The organism is Pseudanabaenaceae cyanobacterium SKYG29, from assembly GCA_025055675.1.
Taxonomy (GTDB): Bacteria; Cyanobacteriota; Cyanobacteriia; order Pseudanabaenales; family Pseudanabaenaceae; genus M5B4.
Genome location: JANWWT010000009.1, coordinates 1 through 15,416 on the forward strand (window position 1 = coordinate 1; position 15,416 = coordinate 15,416).

Here is a 15,416-nt window from a genome sequence, read left to right on the forward strand (position 1 = left end):
TATTTGTTTGTCTTGGTTCTGGGTGGTTGCGCAAAAGGCGCTTTATTAATATGCACCACCCCCTCAACCCCTGTCAAGTACTTACCTAAAAAATCTTTTCCCTGTTGGCGAGGGGGGAGGGTTGGGCTAGAATGGGGCTGTCTCATAATCGGAATGAAAGTGATTGTAGTCAGTGATCTGGAGTGGCTGCACAAACCTACAGCGATCGCTCTGGGTAACTTTGACGGGGTGCACCGTGGACATCAACGGGTGATTACGTCGGTTTTGCACCGAGAGGGTTTGATCTCTACAGTTGTAACTTTTAATCCCCACCCCAGGGATTTTTTCAGTGGAAGAATGTCTTCGTTCCTTACTCCTTTGGCGGAGAAGATGGCTCTGTTGCAGGCAATGGGGGTGGAACAGTTGGTGGTGTTGCCCTTTACCAGGGAGTTAGCCAGTCTAAGGGCGGAAAATTTTGTCGCGGAGATTCTGCAGCAGGGGTTGGATGCGCAGTTGGTTAGTGTGGGGTGTGATTTTCGCTTTGGTTGGCAGCGGCAGGGAGATGTGCAATTGCTCCGATCGTTTTTTGGGGATAGGGTCTTGGTGGTGGCGGAGCAGAGGTTGGAGGGGGCTAGCTCGATTAGGATAAGTAGCTCTGCTATCAAGACTGCGCTAGGGGAAGGGAATGTGGCTCTTGCCAATGATTTGTTGGGCAGACGTTATAGTATTACGGGTCATGTGGTAACAGGGCAACAACTGGGTCGGGAATTGGGCTTCCCTACGGCTAATTTGCAAGTTGATCCGCAAAAGTATCTACCCAGGGATGGGGTCTATGCTGTTTTGTGGCGGGGACAGCCAGGGGTGATGAACATTGGGGTACGCCCAACAGTGGCAGGGGAACGGAAGCGAACGGTGGAAGTTCATTTACTGAACTGGGAGGGAAATTTGTATGGTCAGGAAATGACAGTGGAGTTGCTTCGCTTCATTAGGGAAGAGAAGAAATTTGCTAGCTTGGCTGAATTGCAAAACCAGATTCAAAGAGATTGTGAGGTGGCTCTAGGCTGTTCGGAGTTGGCGCAGAATTGTTAGCAGTTCGCTATCTTCCCGCTTGAAGATAGGTAAAAATTCAATGTGCTTGTAGCGAATGATGCCGTTGATGTCAACGATAAAATAAGCTCTCTTGCTGCCGAAAAGACTGTCTGCCACTCCGTATAATTTACTTACTTCTTGGTTACGGTCGCTGAGGAGGGGAAACTGTAGCCCTAATTTGCGGGAGAATTCTATGTGTTTCTCGATCGGGTCTTTGCTAATTCCCAAAATCTCTGCCCCTAATTCCCGAAACTTGCTCCAGTCATCGGCAAAACATTGCATTTCATTGGTGCACACTGGGGTAAAATCGGCAGGGTAAAAAGCAAGAAGGACAGTCTGTTTACCTCTGTAACTACTGAGAGAGATGTTGCCCTTGTCACTGGGCAGGGTGAAATCAGGAGCAGGTTGACCAACTTCAGCAGGCATAGTCTTGCTTAGATTGAGTAGTTAAATCCTAGCAGAAAGTACCCCCCTTGGTGAAAGAGGCAGAGGTTATCTGCCCCTGGAGTATTGTTAGACAGTGACGAAGTAACCAGCGCTTAGGTTCAGTCCTGTACTGCCCTGGATGATAGCAATGAGGTCGCTACCTCCCTGGTTGTGAAAGAGGGCGGTGCCACTGGGGAAACCTGCAGGGGGATTGCCGAGGCTGTAGTTGGTTTTGCTGCCAAAGAGTTGGATGAGGTCTTCGCTGGTGTTGAAGTCCAGAATGAGAGCATAGTCACTGTTGCCTTGCCCACGATAGAACACTCCTTGGGGTGTGCCTAGCACAAACCGATCGCGCCCTACCCCGCCGAACAGTCTGTCCACTTCCCCTGTTCCTCTGCCTGTCAAGGGGTCTGCCCCCGTGAGAGTGTCATCACCAGCATCACCAAAGAGCCGATCGTTACCTGTACCACCAGTTAACACATCATTGCCTCTGCCACCGTAGAGAAGGTCGTTCCCTGTTTCACCCAGGACTGTATCATTCCCATCACCAGCAGAGATGAAGTCATTGTCTGCTCCCCCTCTGAGGTTGTCGTTGCCTGCGCCACCAGCGATCGTGTCAGCACCAGCAGTGCCAGTAAAGGACAGGTTTTCAGTGGTTTGATTATTTTTCGTGGAGCTGTCCGTGCGACCAGCAAAACCAGCGTTGACTACAGAATTGAGGTTGAGGAAGGTGCCATTGCCCTGGCGGAAGCTGGAACCTTGCAGGAGCTGGGTGTATAGGGTGTGGGCGTAGCTGTGATTGCCAGCGAAATTCCACTGCCCCGGTTGAAACATATCCCGCCAGTTAACATAGACATCGTAGGTAGCCAGGGGATCGTCGTAGCCGAGGGTTTGGCTAGTGTGAAAAACAGTTACTCTTCTGGCATCAGTGGGGTCAAGTCTCTGGCTAGCATTTTTGCCCTCAAAGGATGGACCAGCGGGGTCAAGTCCCACAATTTGTCCGATTTGTCTACCTGTGAGGTTGCGGTAGTCAGTGCCAGCAAAACCAGCAATGTGTGCACCCAAGCTGTGCCCAATGATTGTGGTCAGGGCAGGATTAACATTGATGTTGCGCAGATAGTTAGCAATTTGATTACCTACATTGGGGGTGTTACCAGCAGCAGTGGGATACCACCAGCTACTTGCCCCTTTTTCCCAGTCCACGAGAATAATGTTGGCGTTGCTTTCTCTCTGTCTGATAGTGTTGGCAATGTTAGCCATCCAGTCGGCGGGCTTGAAGCCATTGTCTGCGTTGCCGCCTGTGCTCTGATAACCATGCACAATAATATAGGTAGGTGCGTCCCGATCGATAGCACGGTTTCTATCAATTCCTGTGCTGCCCCAGGGGTTAAAATTGACCTGAACCATAACCTGCTCTACGCTACAAGGCTAATGTTCCCCCATGGCTGAGGCGCTGTAGCAAGTTTAACCAAAGACCAAAATATGCATCAATTCCTAGCGAAATATCCGTCAGTTTAGCGGTTGAGAAAATTGAACAAGGTTTGTAACTGGTCGAGGAAGGAAAATTTTTTCCCTGTTTGGGGGGCAAAGATGCGCTGCAGCTCCTCGGGGGTCGGTTTACTCAATAGCTCTCGCAAACATTGTCCCTCTGCCCATACTTGCCAGGTTTGGGGATAGCATCGCCAGACAAATCCTGCTTCCAGGGGTTGTAAATAATAGGCAGTCTCAAAGGTATTGAGGAAACGCTCCCGCATTCTTCTGGTTGCTAAGCCTATCCCTACTTCCATGTTTTCTAACTGGGGATTCAGCATAATCAAAGGGCGGTCACTCACCAGCTGCGCCAATTTTTCCACTTGCTCGAGTTCTACAGAACTGGGAGCAATTAGTAAAAACAAGTCCTTGTCTTCGGCGGTTAGTCTTCTTCCTTCGTTTACCCCCCGTAGTTTGATGGGAATGTCTGACCAGTCCCGCTGTGCTAGCGCTGCCGCCCCCGCATCAGGAAATATACCCTGCCACCGATCGCCATACCGCTCTGTCAAAGCTCTGGCAAACTGGTAAGCAATGGGCATCTGTCGCAGTTCCGGAAACCGTAAATCCACTACAAGGCGATAAGTACTGCGCTCAATTGCGCTAAAACAGGCAGCGATCGCTTGACTGACTGCTACCTCTAAACTGTCGGGTGGCTGCTGAGTTTCGCTGAACGGAGGGGTGTTCACTGTATCGCAACTTTCTAGGGCAAGGATAGTTTAGCAAAAGCTAGGAAATTGTTATTTCTATGGTATCAGCTGGGGAACGATTATGTATCCTGTTTCTCGGTTACCTAGAGTCAAGTTCTTCGCACTGCCCCAATACCACCAGTGGGCACCGACATAGGCGCAAATTAAACTATCCAGTTGGTCTTCCAGGATTTTTAGGTCTGTTCCCTTATCAGGGATAGCTGGTAACGATCGGGTAAGTTTTAACTGTGGCTCTCTGTGACAGAGAATAGTCTCAATGTAGTATTTTAACTTGCTTAGTTCCTGCTTTCTCTCATTTAGCTTGCCCTTTTTATACTTCAAAATCCGATCGAGACCAAACAAATGCACGATGGCAGGATGGGGAAATACTTCAATCTGATATTTGCCACTAGACTGGGGCTCAATTTGCGGGGCATGGGCAAATCCCCGCGCTTCTAATGCCCTGCCAAAACTGACTGTACGATGGGCAAAGGGTCTGCCCAAATTGGCAGGATAACAACCTGCATGATACTGGCGGAAGTATCGATGGGTAAGGCGATCGGGTAGTCGCATCCCCGTCGGATTGTTGATAATTGTCGGCGCATCGACAGCAATTAAAGTTGTGGTAATTGTCCAGCAGTCTACCCAATGCAAAATCGCTGCTATTTCTGCTAAGCGATCGAGATTGAGTAGGTATAAACTATCCCCTTGCCATTCCAAACAACAGACTCCACTTGGTTGGGACCGCCAACCCAAATCTATACCTAAGAAACGAGCAATCACTCCTGTTCTTCGTCAATATGGTCTGCTACAGCATTGTATAAATCTAAAACATGATGGTCTTGTAACTGATAATAAACTTTGCGCTTTTCTTTGCGATAACTAACTAACCGTAAATTGCGCAACACCCGTAACTGATGAGAAACCGCCGATTCTGTCATGCCCAGCACGCTGGCAATATCGTGTACACACAGCTCCTGCTGCGACAACACCGACAAAATCCGCAACCGATTGGCATCCCCCAGTAAGCTAAAAAATTCCGCCATCCGCTGCGCCTTCTCTACCCCCAATGGCTCCACACCCTCCAACCGATCAGCAGTACAGGGTAAGCCCTCACACTCAGGTAATATCTTGGACTCTACTATTGACATATGAACATACGTTCAGGTATTGTAGATGTATTGAATTTGGGTAAGAGAATATGGTTACGGTTAAGCAGATGAAGTGTGCTTGTCCCCAGTGCCTGTGCATTGTGGAGATTGAGACAGCGGTATGTGTCAATGGTCGGTACTACTGTAGCGAAGCCTGCGCCCAGGGTAACTGTGGCAACGGTGGCTGTGGTCACAAAGGTTGTCCTTGCTAAGAGCGCCGACGACGATCGCGCCAGTCTAGGAAGGTGAGGTAGCCCACTCCTAGGGTTACCCCCCCCAGCAAGATGATCGCTAACCAGAAGACGGCTGTGATCAAATAGTCAGCCATACTAGAGACCGCTACGCCCCCAGACAACAAAGGCGATAGTGAGGGTGAACATGGCAGCTAGACCGACCCAGCCCAGTGTGAGAATATCCATTTTTCCTTAGTGATAATTGCCACTTGTTATTCTAGCTCAGGGGAGGCTTGTTTAGCTGCTCGTTCAGCGCTCAGGCGATTGATGAGAGAGAGAACCCTTACCCCCTGCTCTAGGGAGCGGTCTTCCTTGATGAGGACTTCAGGCACTCGGCGCAAACTGAGGCGTTGCCCTAACTCACGACGGATAAACCCTGTGGCAGCTGTTAGTCCCGCCATGGTTTCTTGGCGAGCTTCTTCCGTCCCGTAGATGCTGACAAAGATACGGGCGTGCTGTAAATCTCCCGATACTTCCACTGCGGTAACACTAACCATACCTGCTCCCACGCGGTCATCTTTTATATCTCGCATAATCATAGCGCTGACTTCCCGTTTGATTAACTCCGCCACGCGCTCCACACGCCGACTGGTAGCCATAGGACTGTTCCTCCCCTGGGTAGCTTGTTAATTTTACCATTAGCCCCTAGGATAAGAAAGGGTTTTTGGAGTTACGTATCTGAACACGCGGGTAATTTTGGTGCGGCATGGGGAGAGCACTTCTAACCTGCAGGGACTGGTTCAGGGGCGGGGTTTTTTGGATGATCCAGCGCGCCAGTCTGCTCTTACGGAAAAAGGGGTAAATCAGGCTCTGGCAGTGGGAAAGGCTCTGTTGGACATAGAAATAGACTACATGCTTGTCAGTCCGCTTAAACGTGCTCAACAAACGGCAGAATTGATCAACTCTCTGCGGTCCTATCCCCTACCCACCACTACTGTTGCTAATCTCTGTGAAATTGATTTGCCTGGGTGGGAAGGGGTTAGCTTTGAGGAAGTTAAGCGCACTAGTCCCGATCGTTATCACTGTTGGCACAACACTCCCCACTTGTTGGAGATGCAGGGGAAGTATCCTGTTTTGGATTTATTTGCCCAAGCGCAAGCCTTTTGGCAGGAGTTGTTACCTAGTTATCAGGGCAAAACGGTTTTATGTATTGGTCACAGTGGTATCAATCGTGCTTTGATTTTTACGGCGTTAGGTATTACTCCCGATCGCTATCACTGTCTCTCCCAGGGCAACTGTTGTGTTAGCGTCATCAACTTTAAGCCGGATGGTACCGCCCAACTGGAGTCTGCTAACCTAACCCAACACCACAATCACATTCTCTATCCCCTGCGCTCGGGGTGGACGGGTCCGCGCATTCTTTTGGTCAGGCACGGCGAAACCCAGTGGAATCGGGAGCAGCGCTTTCAGGGACAGATCGATGTCCCCCTCAATCAAACGGGTCTTGCCCAAGCCCAGAAGACAGCGGAATTTTTGCGGTCAGTTAAAATCGATCGGGCTTTTGCCAGTCCCCTCCTGCGCCCTAAACAAACGGCAGAGGCAATCTTAGCGGGGCGGGATGTCCCTCTTACTCTACTAGATGACCTTAAGGAAATCTCCCACGGGTTATGGGAAGGGAAGTTAGAGACAGAAATTGCCCAAGAATTCCCAGGGGAGTTAGAGCGTTGGCAAAGGGAACCCCAAAATGTGCAAATGCCCCAGGGGGAAAATCTGCAGCAGGTGTGGCAACGGGCAAAGCGGGCTTGGCAGGAAATTATCACTGTATCCCAACCAGGGGAGACTGTTTTAGTCGTAGGACACGATGCCATCAACAAAGCTCTGTTGTGTCAGTTGTTTGACCTAAAGCCCGATCGGTTTTGGGCATTTAAGCAGGGTAATGGGGGCATTAGCGTGGTCGATTTTCGGGAAGGCAAAGAGTCTGCCCCTGTTCTCACCACCGCCAACATCACCTTTCATCTATCGGGCAGTATCCTGGACACTACAGCCAAGGGGGCTCTATAGTGGTAGGTGGGAGAAGGAGGAGGACTATGGCAGAGGACAGAACATTTCAGGTTACGGTTAGGGCAGAACTGCTTCCCAAAATTGAGTACCTAGCTGCTAGGGAGGGTTGTTCCCTAGAAGCCATGATTGAGCTGCTACTGGAAGAGAAACTCAGCGAAGTGAAAACTCCCTAAATGTCAATATCCCACAATTCAGGGACAAGAATATTGGGGCTAGGAGCGATCGAGCCATCACTGTTGACCTTCCAAGTAGCGGGCAGAGACACAGTCTTGCCATTTCTGGTTCTATAGAGATTAGCCACTGGCTCTTTTGGTGGAGTAGGTGAAGTAGTAGGTTTGCTGGGGGTTTGGGGGGTAGAAGGCTTCCCAGGAGTAGCCCCGCATATCCTAGTCAAATCTTGGGTACGACCATCTTTAGTTTGAATAAAGCATTCAGGCGGCGTTTGGCTGTAGCTACCCAATGCCATTACCAAGAACACCGACAGCACAAATAAAACACAAGCCCAAACGTACTTCATAAGTTCCTCAGAAAAAGACAACTCCAGCTTATCCTAGTACAGATGGGATAGTGAACAAAATACGTCTAACCAAACCTTAACTAGTCCTTAACCATTCGTTAAAGATAAAAACAAGTTGGGGTTGAAATAATAGGAGTCTGTACCTGTTACGGAATCGTTGTCTATGTTTCTGCGATTTATATCACTAATTCTGTGTTTATTGCTAGTGGGAGTGCCAGTAATTTTAGGGCAGTCCGTTCAAGCTTCCACAGCTCTACCTTGTTCTGCCACTGGGGGCACTTGGACAAAAGGGGAACTGAACGTTTATGTGTTTGATGTAGAACAAGGTGACAGTATGCTGGTCGTTGGACCCAACGCTAAGACCATCTTGATTGACCTGGGAGAGACAAGATTTAATACTACAGGGTCTGCTACTAACGCCACTTCTGTTGCCAACAAGATCAAACAAATTTGTGGCACGGGACAGAACCCTGTGCTCTTGGATTATTTCATTGCTACTCACTTGCACCTTGACCATATTGGCTATGCTGCTAATCCCAGCGACACTACCAGTTACGGTAATGGCATTTATCAACTGTTGAATGGATTGGGTTTTAGAGTTAATCAGTTTATCACCAGGGATGCCGGTACATGGACAGATAGAAACGGCAACGGCAGATGCGAACCTGGTAAATCCAACGAGCCTACCAATGAAATTAACTGGACAAATGTCGGTACTATTTCCACTACTGCTACGCGGTTCCTTTGTTGGGTTTATGGACCTGACAGCCAACCCGATCGGGCTAGTATTCGGGGTCGCGTATTGACTGTGCGCAACAATGCCCCTTGGCCCGTCATTGATTTAGGGTCGGGTGCGAAAGCTGAAATCGTCAATGCCAATGGCAAGGGGTCTTTCATGGTTGATGGAGTGACTCCTATCAGTGGTAATTACGCCAACTTATCAGCACCACCCTCTGACAGCGACTATGCTGGGAGTAGTTCTGGGGGGCGACTACCTCCTTCAGAAAATGACTACAGTATTGCGGTGAAGCTATCCTACGGCAAGTACGTCATGGCTACCTCTGGTGATACGGATGGGGAATATAGCACCAGCAGATTTGGCTATACCTACAACGACATTGAAGCCAGACTGGGTCCCCTCTTTGGCAACGTGGACACTTATCGTGTCAATCACCATGGTAGTCAACATTCTTCTAATGCCCAGTTCTTGGCTACCCTACGTCCAGAAACAGCGATTATTTCCTGCGGGGCTAATACCTATGGTCACCCCACCAACCCCGTCCTCGATCGGCTGAGGAGAGTGCCCAATGACCGCGGTACAGGAGCAGATATATTTTTAACTAACAATCCCTGTTCCCCTACCCAGTCTGATGGTTCTGCCACCAACTACAGCGGTGTGTTTGGGAGCAATGGGGATGTAGTGGTGGTTACAACTAACCAAGGAGCAGGCTATCGCATTTCCTATCCAGGGGGCAGCAGGACTTACACTGCCTACGGTAACGCTTCTTCCTCTGGTGGGACAGCGGGTGATCCCTCCAAGGTAGTAATTAATGAATACATGATGGCTCCTAATTCGGGCAATGAATGGGTAGAACTATACAACCCCACCAATAGCCCCGTAACGATCGGTGGTTTATATGTGGACGACATTCCTGGCGGCACTGCTCCTAAACAAATTCCCAGTGGTACTACCATTCCTGCTAAGGGGTACTACGTATTAGAGGTTGGTAGTGCCATGCTCAACAACACGGGCTATGAAGAGGTTAGATTCCTGAAGCTAGAGAACGGTACAGAAACAGTCTATGACAAGACTAGCTATAATCTCTCGACAGCTAGAAACAACCAAGTCTTCTTCCGTACGGGAGATGGGGGTAGCTGGTGTAACCAAATTTCCAGCCGCATAACTAGGGGAACAGCTAATCCTACTACCTGTCCCTAGGTTGTTTACAGAGGGGGAAAATGCTCCCCCTAAGGCGGCACCCAGATTCGAACTGGGGAATGAAGGTTTTGCAAACCTCTGCCTTACCACTTGGCTATGCCGCCACTTCTCTCTATGTTATCACAGCTAGGAGCGGTTTTTGCTGAGGAAGGAAGGCAACTCAACACGGGCGGGTAATTCCGCCTTTTGCCATTCCCGGTGTTCTTCCAGTAACCGATCGATCGCCTTACTGAGGCGCAGAGCGTAGTTATGGAAATGCAAGGCTTGTTCCTGGAGATATTGCAGGGCAGTTTCGTATTCGTGTTTTTGTTTAGCCTGAGCAATAATTTGTTCCTGTAATTCTGCTACCTGTTGTTCCAATTCTTGAATGCGTTTTTGTCCTTGTTTATATTCCGCTTCCATAATATGGAGAGCTTCTTGCCAGGCAGACTGTAAAAGAAGGTGCTTTTGCTGTTGATATTCTTGCAATTGCTGTTCTAATTTTTGTTTTTCCTGCTGCAGGATATTAATTTGTTGTTTTTGTACCTGTAACTGACTTTGATATTCTTCTTGTAGCGCCAATAACTCTTGCATTTTGCGCAATAGAACCCCCTCGTTCTGCAACTTTTCCAACTGGTGGCATTTCTCTTGGTACTTCTTCCTGAGATTTTCTAGCTCTCGTTTTAGCTTTCCTATTTCTTCATCCCTTGTTGGTTTCCTTGGTGTTCTCGTGCCTCTTCTACTTCCGTTTGCCACTGCCCACAACCTCTTGCTTGAACAACTCCTGAATGCGCTTGGCGGCTATTTCCTTGGGTCTGTGTTCCATCACTGTTAACCCCCGATCGAAAGCTGTACGAATGTCATTACTTTCGGGGATAGTGATAGGGGAAAGCAGTGCCCCGAAAGTTTCCTGTGCCTGCAAGTACAGCCTACCCAGATGGGAACCTGCCCAAATAGTTTTATAGCGATCGTCTAACATATTGATAATTACTTTGACTTCCTTGTGACCGATGATGGGTGCAACTTCCTCTATGAATTGGATCATAGTTTCTGTGCACTGAAAGTCAGTGCGGTTAACACGGGTAGGTACTAGAATTTTGTGGGCACAAACCAGAGCGTTGGAAGTAATTTGGTTTAGTTCCCCTGGGCTGTCGATGAAGATGAAGTCGTAGCGGTCACTGATTTGCTGGATGTGACGATCGAGGACTTTCTCTGCTCCAATGGGAATTGCCGATAGTTCCACCACTGCCTGTGCCATAGAGACACTAGCGGGAATGATGTCTAGGTTTTTGTGGCTACGATGACACACTTCTATGACAGAACGATCGGGTTTTTTCTTCAGCAAAGCTAGGACAGTCTCTGTTTCATCTAGGGTGTCGCCCTGTTCCAAAAATAAGGTCGTACAAGTAATCTGGGAAGTCAGGTCAATGATGAGGACGCGATGACCAGCTAAAGCGGCACAGTGGGCAACATTAGAACATAGCGTTGACTTGCCTGTCCCCCCCTTGTTGTTGGTAAATGCAAATACCCTGGCCGTCATAACTGCATGGAAAATTTTTTAGGACAGCGTAGCAGAAATAATGCTATTTGTCCCCCTCCTTTTCTAAGTTTATGATTTTTTCTAGGTTTTGTGTTGCAATGCCAGTTGATAGTAAGACTTGGCGTGGTGGATCAATTCCGATTGTTCTGCCTCTGTCACTTCCCTTACCACTCGTGCTGGCACTCCTGCTACTACCACCCCATCTGCTACATCCTTCGTCACTACTGCTCCCGCCCCGACGATACTACCACTGCCAATGGTCACCCCTTCTAAGATCACTGCCCCCATACCGATCAAACTCCCTGCACCAATCTTAACCCCATGCACAACAGCGCGATGCCCGATCGTGACATGATCACCAATTACTAAATCTTTCCCCGGGTCACCGTGTAAAATTGCACCATCTTGGATGTTAGTGTAGGCTCCAATCGTGATGTGATTGAGGTCAGCCCGAATAACCACCTGGTACCAAATATTTACTCCCTCTGCAACAACCACATCCCCCAGAACTGTGGCATTGGGAGCAACAAATGCACAAAGAGATAGATCAGGAGTATGCATATACATCCTAATGATAATAGGGGGTCTGGATTATTGTTGGTGTAAGGCTATAACCCGATCGAGTCGGTCGACGAGGCTCCCGAGGCGTCGGTCGACGAGGCTCCCGAGGCGTCGGTCGACGAGGCTCCCGAGGCGGGGCAGCCCTGTTATGTCAGCAACCTGCTCTGGGGGCATAGCTAGTTTGAGGAGATTGCGACCTATTTTAGCGGCTTCCTCCTGCTTGCCAAGTTGAAATCCTTCCTCCTTTGCCTCCTGATAAACCTTCGTCTGCTTCAAGTCCCCCAAACTAAACATCCTCTCTATCTCCTCCCTGCTTCTGTCCTTTAGCTTGTATACCAAAATTGTTAGTACGAATTCTAGCAAATCTGGCTGTTTCTCTACCACTTGCTTAGCTAATTCCACGGCTTCAAACTCTGAACAAATCATCAGTTTTGTTAATCCCACCAGGGGAGATTTGTGCTCAGATAACTCATCTAGGTAAATAACTCTAACCCTACCACTGCTATACAACTCCTGATAGTGTTTACCTACCTCCGGTTCTACCTTGCGACTGGGGAAAATAACTGCCGCCCGCCAATCTGACACAGGTCGATATTGATTGAGATAGATGAAAATCTCGGTAAACAACTCACTGTAGAATGTCTCAACTTTCTGAAACTGCACCTCGACAAACCACAGGCAGTTATCGGGATGGTCAGGTACAAACACCCCGTCAAATCTAAAGGCTTTTTCTTTGACTTCTACGGAGGTAAACTGGTAGGTAGAAGCGATTTCAGGGGACAGCCCCAGCAACTCAAACAACAGTTGAGGGTAGGATTGAAACAGTTGATAAAAGATAGTGTCAGTCCGCATGCTTTTGTTGTAAGGCTGTGACCCGATTGAATCAGTCGACGAGGCTCCCGAGTCGTCGGTCGACGAGGCTCCCGAGGCGTCGGTCGACGAGGCTCCCGAGTCGGGGTAGTCCTGTCACGGCGTTGAAATCCCTCCTATCTTAGCTGTTGATAAACCTTTGTTTGCCTCAAGCCTTGCAAATTAAACATCCCTGGTATGTCTTGGTATACCAAACCTTAGTTCAGTTTCCCAGGGGAATTTAGATCATGCCTGTTCCCTAGATTAGAATGGGGCAAGGGTGGTTAGACAGATTTATGGCTCTCACTTGTCGATGGATAACTAGGATGGCGGATGTGGCACCCCAAATGTGGAATGAATTAGCAGTGCCTCTAGCCACGCCGTTTCTGGAGTGGGAATGGTTGCACAATCTGGAGGTATCGGGTAGTGCTGTCCGCCAGGCAGGATGGGTACCGCAACACTTAACTGTGTGGGAGGGGCAGGAGCTAGTAGGGGTAGCGCCGCTTTATATCAAGGGTCATAGTCAGGGAGAGTTTGTCTTTGACCATCAGTTTGCTGATTTAGCCCATCGCTTGGGAGTCAGATACTATCCTAAGTTGCTGGGTATGTCCCCTTTCACGCCAGCGGGAGGGTACCAATTTATATTCAGAGAAGGTTTTACCGATCGGTCTCGCGCTCTTGACCTGATGGTAGAAGAAATCGATCGTTTTTGTCTGCGCCACAATCTTTCTAGTTGTCATTTTTTGTATGTGGATACCCAGTGGCAGAGGGAGATGGTGGAGAGAGGGTTTGCGGAGTGGATGCACCACAGTTTTATTTGGACAAATCAGGATTTTCACAGTTTTGATCAATTTTTGCAGACATTTAATGCCAATCAACGGCGCAATATTAAACGGGAACGAAAAGCCATAGGTAATGGGGGAATTACAGTTGTGCCCTATACAGGGGAGCATATTCCACATTTCCTGTTTGGACTGATGTATGACTTTTATAGCGACCACTGTGATAAGTTTGGCTGGTGGGGTAGTAAATATCTGACACGGCGATTTTTTGAGAATCTCTATGATTGTTTTCGGGACAAGGTAGTATTTTTTGCAGCGGAACGGGAGGGGGAAAAGAAACCAATAGCTATGTCTTTTTGTATTAGAAAAAATGACCGACTCTATGGTAGGTACTGGGGCTGTTTTGAGGAAATTAATTGCCTACATTTTGAAGCTTGTTACTACAAACCGATCGAGTGGTCGATTCAGGAAGGTATTAAAATCTTTGATCCAGGAGCGGGGGGGGGACACAAGAAAAGGAGGGGTTTCCCTGCTACACCTAACTTTAGTTTGCATAGATTTTACCACCCTGTATTAGCTAAAATTATTTTGCCCTATATGGAGGAGTACAATGTTTATGAGGCAAAGGAAATAGAAGCAATTAACCAAGAACTACCTTTTGACATCCCTGCCCCTACTATTAGCTAAATCCCTAGTTGTATTGATTAGACATGATGGGGTACTATAACAACCAGTTTCCTGATTTGAGGTAAGAAATGTATTGTTAGACACACTTTTGAAACTCTATTTGCCCTTAGTAACCGTGGTCACACTGGGGGTAATTGTAGTCAGATATTTGCCTGCCTCTGTACCTCTACGTATTGGTCAGTTTCTTTACTATTTGGGTATTCCTATTAGTATTGTGGCATTTTTGCAGCAGGCAAATTTAGCAGGGAAAGTGTGGTTAGCACCGATCGTGGCTTGGGGGGGAATTTTAGGCGGCTTGACGATCGCATGGCTATCTATAAAAGACAGAAACTGGGAAATAAAAAGTAAGGCCAGCTTTCTACTGGCGGCGATGGTAGGCAACACTGGCTACATCGGTTATCCTGTGGCATTGGCGGTTGGGGGAGAAAAGCATTTCGCCTGGGCATTGTTCTATGATTTGTTGGGCACTTTGTTTGGCTCCTTTGGTTTGGGGGTAGTAATTGCCTCCCAATGTGGGGCAAAACAGTCCTACCCTTGGTGGCGGGAGTTACTACAAAATCCCACTTTATGGAGTTTAGGATTGGGGCTAATTTTACGCCGCTGGTCTCTGCCTACAATAGTTTTACTACCCCTCAAAACGATCGGTTGGGGGATGGTATGGTTTTCTTTACTCCTAATCGGCATGCGGCTTGGGGGTGTCAAGCATCTCGCCTACTGGGGAAGAGCCTGGGGGAGCGTAGTAATCAAAATGGCAATCGTACCCTTGATATTTGCAGTAGTTTCCCACTTCATTGCCATAGAAACTATGCCCCGTCGGATTTTATTATTGGAAATGGCTATGCCCCCTGCCTTTGCCACAGTCGTTTTAGCAGAAGTCTACGAACTCGATCGAGAATTAACCGTTAGCGCTCTATCGGTTGGTACCATACTACTGATGTTCACTTTGCCCCTGTGGTTACTTCTCTAAATCCCTTGCAGTTTGATTTTGTCCCCCACCTGTAGGTTTAATTTCTCGATCGTGCCAGCTCTCAACTCAATTACCAAATCTCCCACCACACCGCCAGGGGGATAGACAGGACAAGGGTCAGTAGTACAGGGGGGCACATTAGGAGCAAGAGCTTTGACTACACCCCGTTCCAGAAAGATCATATCCAAGGGGACAGGAGTGTTGTACATCCAAAAAGCTAGGGGGCGGGGGGTAGGGTAGGGAAATGCCATGCCCTGATCCGGTGCTAGGGGGGGACGGAACATCAACCCCCGTGCTTGCTGCTGGGGTGTGCGGGCTACTTCCAGGCGAAACCTTCTGCCCTTGATTTCCGCTGTGGCACTGAGGGGTAAAAACTGGGCGCGTTGGGGGTCGATAACAGGGGCTTGTCCTACCACAGGGAGACAGCTTGCCAGTGTAATTACCAACAAAACAATTGTTAAAGGTATGCCACAATTTGTATAGGTATTGCCAGTCTTCAC

At 48.5% G+C, this 15,416-nt stretch carries 20 protein-coding genes and 1 tRNA gene; 7 read left to right on the forward strand and 14 right to left on the reverse strand.

Going from position 1 to position 15,416, the window contains the following annotated elements:
• Positions 1-153 precede the first annotated feature (153 nt).
• Positions 154-1,068: a bifunctional riboflavin kinase/FAD synthetase gene (locus NZM01_12320; GenBank protein ID MCS6960818.1), complete on the forward strand. Its 915-nt coding sequence runs from the start codon at positions 154-156 to the stop codon at positions 1,066-1,068.
• On the opposite strand, the gene NZM01_12325 is transcribed toward NZM01_12320, so the two are convergent.
• The 5 genes from NZM01_12325 to NZM01_12345 all read right to left on the reverse strand — a co-directional run bounded on the left by NZM01_12325 (position 1,036) and on the right by NZM01_12345 (position 4,780).
• A complete protein-coding gene (locus NZM01_12325; GenBank protein ID MCS6960819.1) occupies positions 1,036-1,494 on the reverse strand; it encodes a peroxiredoxin in 459 nt (152 codons plus the stop codon). The genes NZM01_12320 and NZM01_12325 overlap by 33 nt on opposite strands.
• Before the next feature lie 87 nt (positions 1,495-1,581).
• The gene (locus tag NZM01_12330) at positions 1,582-2,901 is read right to left on the reverse strand and encodes a hypothetical protein (protein MCS6960820.1); all 1,320 of its coding nucleotides are present in this window, start codon (positions 2,899-2,901) and stop codon (positions 1,582-1,584) included.
• Positions 2,902-3,008: 107 nt separating this feature from the next.
• Positions 3,009-3,710 (reverse strand): DUF1995 family protein, encoded by a 702-nt coding sequence (locus tag NZM01_12335; protein MCS6960821.1) that lies wholly within the window; start codon positions 3,708-3,710, stop codon positions 3,009-3,011.
• Between the two features lie 57 nt (positions 3,711-3,767).
• The gene (locus NZM01_12340) at positions 3,768-4,493 is read right to left on the reverse strand and encodes a DUF429 domain-containing protein (protein ID MCS6960822.1); all 726 of its coding nucleotides are present in this window, start codon (positions 4,491-4,493) and stop codon (positions 3,768-3,770) included.
• Positions 4,490-4,780: a metalloregulator ArsR/SmtB family transcription factor gene (locus NZM01_12345; protein MCS6960823.1), complete on the reverse strand. Its 291-nt coding sequence runs from the start codon at positions 4,778-4,780 to the stop codon at positions 4,490-4,492. The genes NZM01_12340 and NZM01_12345 overlap by 4 nt, the downstream gene beginning before the upstream one ends.
• Positions 4,781-4,911: 131 nt before the next feature.
• Here NZM01_12345 and NZM01_12350 point away from each other — a divergent pair, with 131 nt between their 5' ends.
• Positions 4,912-5,073 carry a metallothionein gene (locus NZM01_12350; GenBank protein ID MCS6960824.1) on the forward strand — a complete coding sequence of 54 codons (162 nt, stop codon included), beginning with the start codon at positions 4,912-4,914 and terminating at the stop codon, positions 5,071-5,073.
• 117 nt (positions 5,074-5,190) lie between these two features.
• Here the strand turns inward: NZM01_12350 and NZM01_12355 are convergent, their stop codons facing one another.
• Together NZM01_12355 and rbfA are read right to left on the reverse strand one after the other, a co-directional pair.
• Positions 5,191-5,280 carry a cytochrome b6-f complex subunit PetN gene (locus tag NZM01_12355; protein ID MCS6960825.1) on the reverse strand — a complete coding sequence of 30 codons (90 nt, stop codon included), beginning with the start codon at positions 5,278-5,280 and terminating at the stop codon, positions 5,191-5,193.
• 26 nt (positions 5,281-5,306) lie between these two features.
• Positions 5,307-5,693, reverse strand: coding sequence for a 30S ribosome-binding factor RbfA (gene rbfA, locus NZM01_12360; GenBank protein MCS6960826.1), 387 nt, complete (start codon positions 5,691-5,693; stop codon positions 5,307-5,309).
• A 100-nt stretch (positions 5,694-5,793) separates the two neighbouring features.
• Here rbfA and NZM01_12365 point away from each other — a divergent pair, with 100 nt between their 5' ends.
• Together NZM01_12365 and NZM01_12370 are read left to right on the forward strand one after the other, a co-directional pair.
• On the forward strand, positions 5,794-7,095 hold the full coding sequence (locus tag NZM01_12365) for a histidine phosphatase family protein (GenBank protein ID MCS6960827.1): 1,302 nt from the start codon (positions 5,794-5,796) through the stop codon (positions 7,093-7,095).
• A 26-nt stretch (positions 7,096-7,121) separates the two neighbouring features.
• Positions 7,122-7,268 (forward strand): hypothetical protein, encoded by a 147-nt coding sequence (locus NZM01_12370; protein MCS6960828.1) that lies wholly within the window; start codon positions 7,122-7,124, stop codon positions 7,266-7,268.
• On the opposite strand, the gene NZM01_12375 is transcribed toward NZM01_12370, so the two are convergent.
• Positions 7,265-7,612, reverse strand: coding sequence for a hypothetical protein (locus NZM01_12375; protein ID MCS6960829.1), 348 nt, complete (start codon positions 7,610-7,612; stop codon positions 7,265-7,267). The genes NZM01_12370 and NZM01_12375 overlap by 4 nt on opposite strands.
• Before the next feature lie 334 nt (positions 7,613-7,946).
• Here NZM01_12375 and NZM01_12380 point away from each other — a divergent pair, with 334 nt between their 5' ends.
• Entirely contained in the window at positions 7,947-9,551 is a 1,605-nt protein-coding gene (locus NZM01_12380; GenBank protein MCS6960830.1) for a lamin tail domain-containing protein, read from the forward strand.
• 32 nt (positions 9,552-9,583) lie between these two features.
• Here NZM01_12380 and NZM01_12385 read toward each other — a convergent pair.
• From NZM01_12385 to NZM01_12405, 5 genes are all read right to left on the reverse strand, one after another.
• Positions 9,584-9,655 (reverse strand) — tRNA-Cys (locus NZM01_12385).
• A gap of 22 nt (positions 9,656-9,677) precedes the next feature.
• On the reverse strand, positions 9,678-10,286 hold the full coding sequence (locus NZM01_12390; GenBank protein ID MCS6960831.1) for a DUF2076 domain-containing protein: 609 nt from the start codon (positions 10,284-10,286) through the stop codon (positions 9,678-9,680).
• Positions 10,270-11,070 carry a ParA family protein gene (locus tag NZM01_12395; protein ID MCS6960832.1) on the reverse strand — a complete coding sequence of 267 codons (801 nt, stop codon included), beginning with the start codon at positions 11,068-11,070 and terminating at the stop codon, positions 10,270-10,272. Before NZM01_12395 ends, NZM01_12390 begins: the two co-directional genes overlap by 17 nt.
• 81 nt (positions 11,071-11,151) lie before the next feature.
• Entirely contained in the window at positions 11,152-11,631 is a 480-nt protein-coding gene (locus NZM01_12400; protein ID MCS6960833.1) for a gamma carbonic anhydrase family protein, read from the reverse strand.
• Positions 11,632-11,661: 30 nt separating this feature from the next.
• Positions 11,662-12,483 (reverse strand): Rpn family recombination-promoting nuclease/putative transposase, encoded by an 822-nt coding sequence (locus NZM01_12405; GenBank protein ID MCS6960834.1) that lies wholly within the window; start codon positions 12,481-12,483, stop codon positions 11,662-11,664.
• A 293-nt stretch (positions 12,484-12,776) separates the two neighbouring features.
• Here NZM01_12405 and NZM01_12410 point away from each other — a divergent pair, with 293 nt between their 5' ends.
• Positions 12,777-13,949: a GNAT family N-acetyltransferase gene (locus NZM01_12410; protein MCS6960835.1), complete on the forward strand. Its 1,173-nt coding sequence runs from the start codon at positions 12,777-12,779 to the stop codon at positions 13,947-13,949.
• A gap of 73 nt (positions 13,950-14,022) precedes the next feature.
• Complete coding sequence (locus NZM01_12415; protein ID MCS6960836.1) at positions 14,023-14,916, forward strand: AEC family transporter; 894 nt, start codon at positions 14,023-14,025, stop codon at positions 14,914-14,916.
• Here NZM01_12415 and NZM01_12420 read toward each other — a convergent pair.
• A complete protein-coding gene (locus NZM01_12420) occupies positions 14,913-15,416 on the reverse strand; it encodes a DUF192 domain-containing protein (protein ID MCS6960837.1) in 504 nt (167 codons plus the stop codon). The two genes, NZM01_12415 and NZM01_12420, sit on opposite strands and share 4 nt — an antisense overlap.

Excerpts from the sequence above, each read along its gene's own strand:
- NZM01_12320 (MCS6960818.1), top strand. The coding sequence starts at position 154 with ATGAAAGTGATTGTAGTCAGTGATCTGGAGTGGCTGCACAAACCTACA.
- NZM01_12400 (MCS6960833.1), bottom strand. The coding sequence starts at position 11,631 with ATGCATACTCCTGATCTATCTCTTTGTGCATTTGTTGCTCCCAATGCC.
- NZM01_12325 (MCS6960819.1), bottom strand. The coding sequence starts at position 1,494 with ATGCCTGCTGAAGTTGGTCAACCTGCTCCTGATTTCACCCTGCCCAGT.
- NZM01_12395 (MCS6960832.1), bottom strand. The coding sequence starts at position 11,070 with ATGACGGCCAGGGTATTTGCATTTACCAACAACAAGGGGGGGACAGGC.
- NZM01_12355 (MCS6960825.1), bottom strand. The coding sequence starts at position 5,280 with ATGGATATTCTCACACTGGGCTGGGTCGGTCTAGCTGCCATGTTCACC.
- NZM01_12405 (MCS6960834.1), bottom strand. The coding sequence starts at position 12,483 with ATGCGGACTGACACTATCTTTTATCAACTGTTTCAATCCTACCCTCAA.
- NZM01_12330 (MCS6960820.1), bottom strand. The coding sequence starts at position 2,901 with ATGGTTCAGGTCAATTTTAACCCCTGGGGCAGCACAGGAATTGATAGA.
- NZM01_12350 (MCS6960824.1), top strand. The coding sequence starts at position 4,912 with ATGGTTACGGTTAAGCAGATGAAGTGTGCTTGTCCCCAGTGCCTGTGC.
- rbfA (MCS6960826.1), bottom strand. The coding sequence starts at position 5,693 with ATGGCTACCAGTCGGCGTGTGGAGCGCGTGGCGGAGTTAATCAAACGG.
- NZM01_12380 (MCS6960830.1), top strand. The coding sequence starts at position 7,947 with ATGCTGGTCGTTGGACCCAACGCTAAGACCATCTTGATTGACCTGGGA.
- NZM01_12410 (MCS6960835.1), top strand. The coding sequence starts at position 12,777 with ATGGCTCTCACTTGTCGATGGATAACTAGGATGGCGGATGTGGCACCC.
- NZM01_12370 (MCS6960828.1), top strand. The coding sequence starts at position 7,122 with ATGGCAGAGGACAGAACATTTCAGGTTACGGTTAGGGCAGAACTGCTT.
- NZM01_12375 (MCS6960829.1), bottom strand. The coding sequence starts at position 7,612 with ATGAAGTACGTTTGGGCTTGTGTTTTATTTGTGCTGTCGGTGTTCTTG.